The sequence below is a fragment of the Mycolicibacterium chengduense genome, from assembly GCF_033741155.1.
Taxonomy (GTDB): Bacteria; Actinomycetota; Actinomycetes; order Mycobacteriales; family Mycobacteriaceae; genus Mycobacterium.
This window is the reverse complement of the sequence record NZ_JAWQNH010000003.1, coordinates 185,759-198,490: the sequence shown is the minus strand read 5'-3', so window position 1 is coordinate 198,490 and position 12,732 is coordinate 185,759. Positions and strand designations below refer to the sequence as shown.

General features: G+C 69.3%; 5 protein-coding genes. All 5 read right to left on the bottom strand.

Annotated features, from left to right (window positions below):
* Nucleotides 1–2: 2 nt before the first annotated feature.
* Entirely contained in the window at nt 3–1,352 is a 1,350-nt protein-coding gene (locus SBI67_RS11345; RefSeq protein WP_318980662.1) for a molecular chaperone TorD family protein, read from the bottom strand.
* An 11-nt stretch (nt 1,353–1,363) separates the two neighbouring features.
* Nucleotides 1,364–2,689 (bottom strand): hypothetical protein, encoded by a 1,326-nt coding sequence (locus tag SBI67_RS11340; protein ID WP_318980661.1) that lies wholly within the window; start codon nt 2,687–2,689, stop codon nt 1,364–1,366.
* 113 nt (nt 2,690–2,802) lie between these two features.
* On the bottom strand, nt 2,803–4,269 hold the full coding sequence (locus tag SBI67_RS11335; protein ID WP_318980660.1) for a condensation domain-containing protein: 1,467 nt from the start codon (nt 4,267–4,269) through the stop codon (nt 2,803–2,805).
* A 62-nt stretch (nt 4,270–4,331) separates the two neighbouring features.
* On the bottom strand, nt 4,332–10,613 hold the full coding sequence (gene pks2, locus SBI67_RS11330) for a sulfolipid-1 biosynthesis phthioceranic/hydroxyphthioceranic acid synthase (RefSeq protein WP_318980659.1): 6,282 nt from the start codon (nt 10,611–10,613) through the stop codon (nt 4,332–4,334).
* Nucleotides 10,614–11,372: 759 nt separating this feature from the next.
* Complete coding sequence (gene lipL / locus SBI67_RS11325; RefSeq protein ID WP_489685555.1) at nt 11,373–12,680, bottom strand: esterase/beta-lactamase LipL; 1,308 nt, start codon at nt 12,678–12,680, stop codon at nt 11,373–11,375.
* Nucleotides 12,681–12,732 lie beyond the last annotated feature (52 nt).

Sequence of the window (12,732 nt, the reverse complement as noted above, 5' to 3'; positions counted from 1 at the left end):
TGCTACCTGATCTCGCCGGTGAGTTCGAATTCGGCCAGCGTCTCGGCGACCAACTCCCGCAAACGCGCCTTCGAGTTTTCGGCGCCGGGCTGATACGCCTCGACGCCGATGTTGATTTTGCCACCTACCAGCACGGAAACCACAACCAGCTGGCCACCGGCGTGCTCCAGGAAGCGCCGCGTGAGCCCCTGGTCGACCCCTCTGAACACGGTGAAGTCGGCGGGCGTGCCGTCCACCGAGGTCAGCTCCTCGGGCATCATCCCGACATTGGAACACGTGACGGGCAGGTCGTCAGCGCCCACGATGGTGTCGGCCAGCAGCCGCACCGCCTTGCGCGGCAGCAACGGCACCAGCGGTAGCACGTCGAGCAGCGGGTTGGGCGTCTCCTTGGTGTTCTTGATGGCCTCGCGCACCGCGGCGCGGGTGGCGGTCAGGTCCTTGGTCACCGGGGTGGGATCCACCTTGACGCTGGTCAGCGACATCGCGTTGGCGCGGAAGTCCTTGTCGCCGCGATCGGCCATCGCAATCAGCAGGGTCACCTCGCCGTCGGCGCCGGTACGGCCCGTGCGCTCCCCCAGCCGGGCCGCGATACCGGCCAGCAGCGCATAGGTGTTGCCGCCCAGCGCGCGGGCCCGCTCGTCCCACAGCTGGGGGTCGATCCATACCGAGGCCCACGGCATCACGACGGGTTCGTCAGGGCCGTCGAACGTCGGCTTGGCCGGTGTGGTCCCGGTCGGCGCGCCGCCGGCCGCTTTGGCCTCCTTGGCTCCGGACCGCACCAGTTTGACCAGCTTGGCGGCGGCCCGGGCGGCCTGCGGCAGCTCGCGTGCGGTCTCGCGCAGGTCGGCCAGAATCGCCCGCCCGGTGGGCCGGGAGAACGGCGGCGGGTAGCCGATGTCGATCTTGGTGCCGATGACGGCGGCCCACACGGCCAACGCCGCGCCGACACCGTCGCCGAGGCAGTGGGTGCCGACCACGCACACCGCCGTGGCACCGTCGTCCAGCGGCTGCACCGCGATATGCCAGCCGGGTCCGTCCTCGGCGTCGACGTGGATCTGGGACCGGAAGTCGATCCAGTCGTTGAGCGCATCGCGCGGGATCGGGGTCTCGGCGACCTCCAGCGGCGATGCCGGTCCGGGGGTGGACACCCATCGGTACCGGGCGAACGGCAGCGGCGAGCGTTCGATACGCCGGCCGGCCATGCCGTAGCCGAAGTTGCGGTGGAACCGCCGCACGCCCTCCATATCGATCGGCCGCTCGTACACCCAGACGCACTGGATCGTCTGCATCCGGCCCGTGGCGTTCAGCGACCGCACCATGCCCTCGTCGAACAGCGCGAGGCGATTGTCCATCTGTGCCTCCGTCACTCGATGTGCCCGGACAGCCCGAATTCCGCGAGCGTGCCCGTGATCAGTTCCCGCAGCCACGGCTTGGTGTTCTCCGCACCGGGCTTGTATCCGACCACGCTGAGGGCGATCTTGCCGTTGATCCGCAGAGCTACCACGGTGAGCAGGCCGCCGCGCTTCTCCAGCGAATGCCGAGTGATGGTGCGATCGACGCCCCGGAAGAACATGTACTCGGCCGGGGTACCGTCCGCCAGCGCGACATCTGGCGGCAGATCGCCCATGTTGGAGCAGGATACCGGCATGTCCGCGGAGAAGCCGAACACCACATCGGCCACCGCGTGCACCGCGCGTTTGGGCACCCACGGCACCAGCGGCAGCAACTGCAGCATCTCGTCGGGTGTCTCGCGGGCACCGCTGATCCCCGCCTTCAGCGCCGCACGGGCTTCCGAGAGGTCCGTGGTCACCTTGCGGGGATCGACCACCACGTCGGCCAGCAGCACCGCGTTGGCGCGGGTGTCGCCGAACTCACGGTCGGCCTGCGGCACGTTCAGCGTGACCAGTCCGTCCTCGGCCCGGTGCCGGCCCAGGCGCTCGGACAGTTTGGCGGCAAAACCGGCTACCAGCGAATAACTGTTCCCGCCAAGGGCTTTCGCGCGACCGTCCCATTCGTCGGTGGGGACGAACAAGGTCAGGGTCGGCACGTTCACCAGATGGTCGGGGCCGGTCGGTTTGGCCACCCGAACGGCGCTGGAGCGCGAGATGTCATGGCGGTTCGCGTAGGCGAGCTTGGCCGCGGTGACCAGGGTGCGGCCCAGTTCCGGCAGCCCGCGGGCCGTGATTCGCAGGTCCTCCAGGATCGCCTGCTTGCGGGTCCGCGCGTGCGGCGGGCCGAAGCCGTGGTCGACGCGGGCCGCGTGGGCGGCCTCCAGCAGGGCCAGCACGCCGGCACTGCCGTCGCCGGTGCAGTGCGAGGCCGTCAAGCACACCGCGGTTGCGCCGTCGGTCATCGGCAGCACACCCATATGCCAGCTCGGGCCGTGCTCGGGATCCAGTGGCATCGCCGTGCGTTCGTCCACCCAGTCGGCGAGTTCGGACCGGGGACGCGGATCGGCGATGTCCAGCTCCCGTTGCGGTCCGGGCACCGTCACCCAGCGATGCCGCCCGAACGGCAACGGCGACGGTTCGATGCAACGGCCCATCAGCCCGTAGCCGACGTTCTCGAAGAACGTTTGCAATCCGTCGTAGTCGATGGGGTGCTCGTAGATCCAGTTGGCCTGCGCCACCGCCTCGGCGCCGGTGGCGCGCAGGGCGAGGAACATCACCTGGTCGGTGAACGTGAGCACATTGTCCGGTCTGGCGCCGTCCAGCCGTTTCTGACTCGCAGAGCCCGTGGGGGTAGAAGTTGAAGTTGTGGTGGCACGCGTCATCGCACCGTCACCTCCCATGCGAAATACGATCAGGCGGTCTTGAGGTCGAGATCGGTCTCGGCCGCGCCGAAGGACTCGACCGGGACCTGACCGTCGATCACCCGCAGGTAGACCTCACGCATCGCTTCCACATACCGCAGCACCGACTCGCGGGCGATCGAGTTGTTCGGGAAGGCGACGGTCACGGTCGTCTCCTTCTCCGCCCGGTTCACCCACATGCCCACCTGGTAGGCCGACCGCGGATCGCTGTAGATCCGGCCGCCCAGGCTCTGGAAGTGTTCGATGACACCGGGCAGCAGCATGCCGACATCGATGAACGACAGCATCGGCACACCGGGATCCGGGGCGCGCACGCCGTCGACCCCCTCATCGGCGGCCAGTTCCAGCACCCGTTCGAAGGGGACCTGCGCCAGATCCATGCCACCGTCGAAGGACGCCTGGGCGGCCTGGGCGGTGTCGGCGAACGACGCCACGTCCACCGGGACGGCGATGGGTACCAGACCGGTGAACCAGCCCGTGGTCATGAAGTCGGCCTGGGTGCGCCGGGTGGTGGTCGGGGTGATCACCGAGTAGGTGTCCTGTCCCGTCAGCGCCGTGTGCGCCAGCGCGCCACACGCGAACACCCCGCCGCTGAACCGCACGCCCGCCGCGGTGCAGGCGGCCTCGAACTTGTCGGTCTGGGCCTCGTCGAGCAGCTGCACGGTGATGACATCACCGGTCTGCGGCTGGGACGGATCTCCCAACGGCAGGGAGAAGCCGGGCAGGGTCCCACCGTTGAGTTCCAGGAAGTCGATCCACCCGCGCACCTCGTCGGACTGGGTGGTGAGACCGGCCGTGTAGGCGCGCTGGGCGACGCAGTACTCGGCGTAGCTGCCTGCCTCGGGCAGCTGCAGCGGCGCCTCCCCGCGCACCAGCGCGTCGTACATCATGTGGATCTCGACGAACGCCAGGCCGATGAACATGGCGTCGGTGTGCACGTGGTCGACGCTGAGATAGATGGTGAAATGGTCGGCCCGCTGGATGACGCCGACGTGGAAGCAATCCCACTGCCACGGGTCCGGGGTGGACATCACGTGTTCACGCCACTGCGCGGCGGTCATCTCGCCGTGCTCGTTGGCCACGAACTTGATATCGCGCGGGTTGGTCACCGTATGCCGGATGATCTCGCCGGCGGCCGGGTCGTCGTCGGAACCGGCGAACTCGAACCAGCTGTGGAACGTGTCGTGCCGGCGCAGGTAGGCATTGATCACATGCGTCATCGCTCGCACGTCGCACTGTCCGGGGACGTCCCAGCCGGGGATGATGAGCCTGGCCATGTCGGTGCCCTCGGCCACGTGCTTGCGGTAGTTGAGCAGGTGCTGTTCCTGCTGATAGCTGGTCGGAACATCGCTGACCGGGGCCTCGCGCACCTTGGCGAGCGAGGCACGGGACGGATGCCACGAGATCACCACACCGGGTTCACCGATCCACTCCTGGAGCGGCTTCATCGCAACCACTTATTGGTCTCCTACCTGGACGACGCCGATGGACGGGGTGCGCATCGATGCGCTCTCCGCCCTCACGACGGGACCGATACGGGCGAGCCGGGCGCCAGAGCGTCGACGAGACGCTCGGTCAGCGCCCGAACGGTGCTGATATCTGCTGAACCAATACGAATACCGGTTTCGGCTTCGATTCGGGTACGTACCTCGAGAGTCCCCAGGGAATCGAGACCATATTCGGTCAGCGGCCGGTCGGGGTCGACCGCACGCCGCAGGATCAAGCTGACCTGCTCGGCCACCATCTTGCGGGTCCGGGCCGGCCACTCCTCCCGCGGCAGGTCGTGCAGTTCGGCCAGGAAGGCACTACCGGCACCACCGACGCGGGGACCGGCGGACCGGAACGCCTCGGCGAACCGGGTGTTCTGGGCGAATGCGGTGATCCACGATGTTCCCGCCAGCGAAGCGTACCCGGTGTAGGCGCGGTCGTGCCGGAGCAGCATGTCGAACGCGTAGGCGCCCTCGTCCGGCGCGATCGCGGCCTCGCCACTGTCGGTGGCCAGGCCGGTGCCCGCACCGATCTCCGACCACGGCCCCCACGCGATGGCGGTGGCCGGCAGGCCGTTGGTGCGCCGCCAATGGGTGAACGCGTCGAGCCAGCTGTTGGCCGCCGCGTACGCACCCTGACCGGGGGATCCGACCAGCGCCGCGGCGGAGGAGAACACGCAGAACCAGTCCAGGGTCTGCTTCGCCGTCGCCGTATGCAGGTTCCAGGCGCCGTAAACCTTTGGCGCCCAATCCTTTTCGACGAGTTCATCGGAGATGTTGACCAGTGCCGCGTCCTCCACCACAGCCGCACCGTGCAGCACGCCGCGCACCGGCAGGCCGGTGGCGCACGCCGCCACCACCAACCGCTCGGCGGTCTCCGGCTCGGCGATGTCGCCAAGGGAGACCTCCACCTCGGTACCACCGCGGCGGATCCGCTCGATGACCTCCTGCGCCTGCGGTGACGGCGCGGACCGGCCGTTGAGCACGATTCGGCCGGCACCCGCGGCGCCCAGCTTCTCGGCCAGGAACAGGCCCAGCCCGCCGAGACCACCGGTGACGATGTACGCCGAATCCGGCCGGCTCACGCGCACTTCCTGCGCCGGCACCACCGCGTTGATCTGGCCGCCGTGCGGGATGTCGAGCACCAGCTTGCCGGTATGCTCGGCCGCCCCCATCACGCGGATGGCGGTGGCGCCGTCCTGCAGCGGGTAATGCGTGGTCTCCGGCAGCGGCAGCACACCGTCGGCGATCTGCTGGTAGCAGACCTCCAGCACGCGGTGCACGGTGTCCGGATTGGTCAGGGACAGCAACGCCAGGTCGACGGCGTAGAAGGACAGGTTGCGCCGGAACGGGAACAGACCGATCCGGGTGTCACCGTAGATGTCGCGCTTGCCGATCTCGACGAAGCGACCGCCGAACGACAGCAGCTCGATCCCAGCGCGCTGCGCGGCCCCGGTCAGCGAGTTGAGCACGATATCGACACCGTAGCCGTCGGTGTCACGCCGAATCTGCTCGGCGAACTCGGTGCTGCGGGAGTCGTAGACGTGCTCGATTCCCATCCCGCGCAACAATTCTCGCCGCGCCTCACTGCCCGCGGTGGCGAAGATCTCGGCGCCTGCCGCCCGTGCGATGGCAATCGCGGCCTGACCGACACCACCGGTGCCGGAATGGATGAGCACCTTGTCCCCCGCCGAGATGCGGGCCAGGTCGTGCAGGCCGTACCACGCGGTGGCGTGCGCACTGGGCACCGCCGCGGCCCGGTTGGTCGGCAGCCCCGGCGGCAGCGTGACCGCCAGGTTGGCATCGCAGGTGACGAACGTGGCCCAGGTCCCGTCGGCGGACACGCCACCGACCCGGTCGCCCACCTTGTGCCCGACCACGCCGGGACCGACCGCCGTCACCACGCCGGCGAAGTCGCCGCCCAATTTGGGCTGACGACCCTCGAAGCTCGGGTACCGGCCGAACGCGATGAGCACATCGGCGAAGTTGAGGTTGGACGCCGTCACCGCGACCTCGATCTGGCCGGGCCCGGGTGCGATCCGCTCGAAGGCGGCGAGTTCCAGCGTCTCGATGTCCCCAGGCGTCCTGATCTGCAGCCGCAGCCCGTCGCGGGCCGGGTTGACCACGGTGGTGCGCCGCTCCTCCGGCCGCAGGGGGCCGGGCACCAGGCGTGCCGAGTACCACTTCCCGCCACGCCACGCCGACTCGTCCTCGTCGGAGCCGGACACCAGCTGCGCGGCGACGTGGGCGGCGTCGGTGTAATCGTCGACGTCGATCTGGGTAGGCCGCAGCTGCGGGTACTCGGTGCTGATCACGCGCACCAGGCCACGCAGGCCGGCCTCGTCGAGGTTGGCGATATCGTCGGCCAGCACCGTCTGAGCGTTGCGGGTCACCACGTGCAGGCGCGGCGCCTGGCCGGCCACCTCGGGCAGTTCGCGGACGATGTGCACCAGGTGGCGGACGTTGTCCGCGCCCCGCACGCCCGACAGTTCGTCGGCGGCACCGCGGCGGCGCGGTGGGGTCACCACGAGCACGTCACCGAAGGCGTGCGCGTCCAGCAGCTCACGCAGCCGCACCGCCTGGGCATCGTGGTCGGAGTGCTGCGGCCACACCATGCTGGTGACCTCGACCCCGTGCCCCTTGAGTGCGTCGGCCAACTTGGTGGCCAGCAGGTCGGTGGCATCGGAGGTGCTGATCAACAGCCAGCTGCCGGGATGGGCGTAGTCGACCTCGGGCAGGTCGCGCTCACTCCACTCGATGGTGAGCAGCCGGTCGTTGAAGCTGCGTTCCAGCTGGCCAGTGTCGGAGACGCCGCTGCCCAGCCGCAGGCCGGTCACCGACAACGCGACGTTGCCGTCGTCGTCGAGCAGTTCGAGGTCCACCTCGACGCCGGATGCCGTCACGCTGGTCAGGGTGGCGTGGCAGTACCGGACGTTGCGGGTCGACCCGTGGGCCCGCAGGGTGCGGACACCCAGCGGCAGCAGCAGCGCACCGGTGACGTCGCCGAAGATCGCCGGGTGGGCGCCGACGGCCTGGAAGGCGGCGTCCAGCAGCGCCGGGTGCACGCCGTAGGCGGCCTGTTGCGACCGGATCAACCCGGGCAGCGTGACCTCGGCGAGCACGGTGTCCTGCGGACCGTCCTCGCCGGTGTTGACATAGGCCGCCACCAGGCCGGCGAACGCGGGGCCGTACTGGATGCCGCGCTGGCCGTACCAGGACCGCAGCTCGGCGCCGTCGAGCCGGGTCGGATGGGCGGCCAGCAGCGCGTCCATATCGCGCGCGGCGGGGGCCTGGGCGGCACCGAGGCGAAGCACGGCGTCGGCGCGCTGGATCTGCTCGCCGTCCTGGTAGGTCTCCACCAGGAAGCTCGCCCGGCCCGGTGCGGCCACGGTCGACTCCGCGGACACCACGGTGCTGTCTTCCAGCAGCAGCATCTCGTCGAAGCTGATCTCGTGCACCTCGGCGGAGTCGCCGAGCACGGTCTTGGCCGCCGCCAGCGCCATCTCGCAGTACGCGGCGCCGGGCAGCGCTGCCACGCCGTGCACCTGGTGGTCGCCCAACCACGGCTGGGTGCCGGTGCCGACATCGGACTGCCAGGCGTGCCGCTCCGGCTCCTCCGGCAGGCGCACGTGCGCACCGAGCAGCGGGTGCACGGCCAGCGTGGCGCCACCGGGGGGCAGTTCGTGGGGATCGCGGACCAACATCAGCGGGCGCCGGGTCCAGGTCGGCAGCGGTGCGTCGACCAGGCGACCGGTCGGGTACAGCACCGAGAAGTCCACCTTGGCGCCGGCGCTGTGCAGCCCGGCCACCACGGACAGCAACCCGTGCGGCATTTCCTGTTCGCGGCGCACGCTGGCCAGCGCGGCATAAGTGATGTCGAGCGAGCGGGCCGTCTGATCCACCGCGTGCGTCAGCAGCGGATGCGGCGACAGCTCGTTGAACACCCGGTAGCCGTCCTCAAGGGCGGCCTGCACCGCGGCGGCGAACCGCACGGTGTGGCGCAAGTTGTCCACCCAGTAATCGGCGTCCCAGTCGACCAGGTCGCGCGGGTCGTACATGGTGGCCGAGTAGTACGGGACGCTCGGATCGCCCGGATCCAGGTCGGCCAGCGCGTCGGCGAGGTCGTCGAGGATCGGGTCGACCTGCGGGGTGTGCGAGGCGACGTCCACGGCGATCTCGCGCGCCATGATCTCGCGGCGCTCCCATTCGGCGATGAGTTCGCGGACCGACTCCTTGGTTCCGCCGACCACGGTCGAGGTCGGCGAGGCCACGACGGCCAACACCACGTCGTTGACACCGCGGGCCTGCAGTTCGGAGAGCACCTGCTTGGCCGGCAGCTCGACGGTGGCCATCGCGCCGGTTCCGGCGACCCGGCCCATCAACTGGGAGCGCCGGCAGATCACCTTGACGGCGTCCTCCAGGGTCAGCACATCGGCGGCCACCGCGGCGGCCACCTCGCCCATCGAGTGTCCGATCACCGCGCCGGGAACCACCCCGTAGGACTTCAGCGTGGCCGCCAGCGCCGCCTGCACCGCGAAGACGGTGGGCTGCACCTTGCCGATCCCCGTGACGGTCTCGGGCGCGGTCAGCGCCTCGGTGACCGAGAATCCGGACTCCGCGGCGATCAGCGGCTCCAGTTCGGCGATGGTCGCGGCGAACACCGGCTCCGCGGCCAGCAGCGCGGTGCCCATCCCGGCCCACTGGGAGCCCTGCCCGGAGAACACCCACACCGGACCGCGGTCGTCGGCGGCCACGGCGGGCTGGTAGGGCTCACCGCCGTCGGCCACCCCGCGCAGTGCGGCGATCAGGGAGTCGACCGAGTCGGCGATCACGGCGGTACGGACCGACCGGTGCGAGCGCCGGCGGGCCAGCGTGTAGGCCAGGTCGGCCAGCTCCACGTCGGGATGCGCGGCGACCCAATCGGCCAGCCGGCCTGCGCTACGGCGCAGTTCGTCGGCGGAGGTGGACGACAGCGCGAACAACAGCGGCCCAGTGGCGTCGGCGGTGGGCGCCGCGTCGACCTGCGGAGCCTGCTCCAGGACGGCGTGCGCGTTGGAGCCGGAGATGCCGTACGCCGACACCGCGGCGCGCCGCGGCTGGTCACCCTTGTCGGGGAACGGCGTGGTCTCGGTGGGCACGAAGAATTCGGTGCCGAGGCGCTCCATCTCCTCGGGCAGCTTGGTGAAGTGCAGGTTAGGCGGGATCACCCCGTGCTGCAGGGCGAGCACGCTCTTGATGACACCGACGACGCCGGACGCGGACTGGCTGTGGCCGAAGTTGGTCTTCGACGATCCGATCACGATGGGTCCGGTACCGCCGTAGACGTCGGCCAGGCTCTTGAATTCGATCGGGTCGCCCACCGGCGTGCCGGTGCCGTGCGCCTCGACGAAGCCGACCGAGCCCGGATCGATGGCACCGGACGCCAAGGCCGCCCGGTATACGGCGGTCTGGGATTCGTTCGACGGGGTCAGGATGTTGACGGTGTGACCGTCCTGGTTGGCGGCCGTGCCCCGGACGACGGCGAGGATGCGGTCACCGTCGCGTTCGGCGTCGGCCAACCGCTTGAGCAGCAACACCGCGCTGGCCTCGGCGAAGACGAAACCGTCGGCGTTCACGTCGAAGGCGCGGCACCGTCCGGTGCCGGACAGCATGCCCTGCGCCGACGCGGAGGCGTACTTGCGCGGGTCCAGGATGATGTGGGCGCCGCCGGCCAGCACCAGATCGCTCTCGCCGTAGTGCAGGCTGCGGGTGGCCATGTGCAGCGCGAGCAGGCCCGAGGAGCACGCCGAGTCGACGGTGAATGCCGGGCCGCGCAGGCCGAGGTGGAAGGCAACCCGGCCCGAGGCCATGCTGTAGTTGTTGTGGGTGAAGCCGTACGGACCCTCGATGGCGTGCGCGTCGGCCGCGATCAACTGGTAGTCGTTGGTCGTCAGGCCCATGAAGACGCCGGTCAGCGATCCGTCCAGGCTGGCGGGGTCGATGCCCGCGTGCTCGACCGCCTCCCATGCGGTTTCCAGCAGCAGCCGGTGCTGGGGATCGGCCGCCGTGGCCTCGCGGTCGCCGATGCCGAAGAAGTCGGCGTCGAACCCGGCGACATCGTCCAGGAAGGCGCCCCACTTGGACACAGAGCGCCCTGGCACGCCGATCTCGGGGTCGTAGTGCTCCTCGGCATCCCAGCGCTCCAGCGGAACGGTGGTGACGTAGTCGTCGCCGCGCAGCATCGCCTGCCACATTTGCTCAGGTGAGTCGATTCCGCCCGGCAATCGCACCGCCATCCCGATGACGGCGACTGCAGTGACAGGTGTCTCAACCACGTAGTTCCAACCTCTTTCGGACAGGTAACTCAAAGACGAGCAAGTGACAGGTACGGCTCTCGGATCCACGTTTGCCTCATGTGCGCCGCACTGCGCTGCCCAGATCCTTTCCCCGCCCCGTGCCGATACTCGTCGGTGAGTCGGTAGCGTAGTCGTCTGCGTTGACGATGGCGTTAAAAACCGAGCAAATCCTCAAGGGACTTTACAGTTTCAAAGGCCGCGACGCGCAGGCTACACGAGCAATATCAAGATCACCTAGCTACTTGCGGATATGCCTGCCACCTGCGGATAGGTCAAAATATTAACCAAGCGGTCAATATGGCGTATGTCACTCGCCTTCGAGCACCATTAGCCACGACACATATCAGCTAATGAGTGCAGCTAAGCTGATCGGGTAGCTGGAGCAGTCCGAGATGACCGCCACCGTGCCGGTAGAGGCGGTTGAAGCGCCCACCGTCATGGCCTACTACCAGCAGAAACACGAGTAACATCCGCCCCAGCAATCCGGGCGCACAGGTCGAGTCGCCCAGCTCGTCACGCGCCGGACATCGACTGATGGCAACGTCAACGCACATAACGCTGGCAACCGCCGCGGGACGGCCAGGAAACCCGCGACTCACCCGACGTGACATCGGTCACGGCGCCCCCGAAGGGCCCCTGCGGCGGGTCTGGCGGGACCCCTCAGCAATATCCGCCGAAATTCTTACCGACGAGTTAGTTGAGACTCCAAGCAAAACTTGGAGGGTCGCCGTGCGGCCTCTAACCGGCCACCGGGGAGGAGTACGAGAAAGGGGCACCGAACTGCGAAATCCCGGTGAAACCGCGCTTGCGGGCCCGTCCGGCGGCGTTCCGGATCAGCGCCGCGGTCGCGACGAATCCGGCCTGGTCAGACACCAGCATCGGGGTCAACAACCGGTTGTGGACGTACCCGAACGCCAGCCCGGAGGCCGGGTCGGCCCAGCCCACCGAGCCGCCCAGGCCCACATGACCGAAGCCCGGCAGCACGCCCGCGACGGGCAGCCCGTGATAGCCGAGATGGAAGGACATCGGCATCAGCATGGCCCCGTCGGGATGCCAACTCGGCCGCGCTGTCAGTCCGTCGACCAGCGCCGGAGACAGGAACCGGGTGCCGTCCAGCTCTCCCCCGTTGGCAATGGCGCCGTACAGGCGGGCCAGGGCGCGCGCCGTCACCACCCCGTTGGCCGAGGCCATCTCGCTGTCCAGCAGCGGCATATCGCCCTGCACCATCGAACGCATCCCCGGGAAGTACATGGCGCCGAAACCGCCCGAGAACGGCAGGGCAGCCACGTGTGGGGCGATCACGTCGAAAACCGGGTTCCGCCAGGCACCCTGCGGACCGATGATCCGCGCCGGCTGGGTCGGCGCCGACTCCGGCGGGCGGCCCAGGTGCAGGCCCTCGACGCCGAGGGGATCGGCCAGCTCCGACCGGAACAGGTCGCGCATTCCGCTGCCGGTGACCGCGCGTGCCAGACCCGCCAGCAGCCAGCCGTAGGTGAGCGCGTGGTATGCCGGACGGCCGCGGAACAGGCCCGGCCGGGCCGCGGCGACCCGCTGTTCCATCAGCTCGTGGTCGAGCAGCTCGGCCGTGGTCACCCGGCCCAACTGGGACAGCCCTGCGCGATGCCGCATCACATCGCGGACGGTGATGTCCGCCTTGCCGTTGGCACCGAACTCCGGCCAGTACGCCGCGACCGGTGCCTCGTAATCGATCAGTCCGCGATCGGCGAGCCGATGGATGACGGTGGAGGCCAAGCCCTTGGTCGCCGAGAAGACCATGGCGCCGGTGTCGGCGGTCCAGGGCCGGGTGCCGCGCCGGTCCGACCATCCGGTCCACACGTCGACGACGGGTACGCCGTCCAGGTAGACCGCCAACGCGCCGCCGCCGAACTGCGGGTGGCCGAACAGCTGGCCGAAGGCCCGCACCACGGCGCCGAAGCTCAGGTCGGCCGCGCCGTGCACGCCGCGCGGCAACTGCGCGCCTTCATCGTCATGAGGCCGGTCATGGGGCCGCGCCGCGCTGCGCCCGCCCTCCGTTGCGTGGGTCACAATCACCATAATTTACTCCGCCGTACAGCTAACTATCGAGCGGCGTTATCTA

What these genes read in the sequence shown, in the direction of transcription:
- SBI67_RS11345 (WP_318980662.1), bottom strand. Translation starts at nt 1,352, where the DNA reads ATGGACAATCGCCTCGCGCTGTTCGACGAGGGCATGGTGCGGTCGCTG.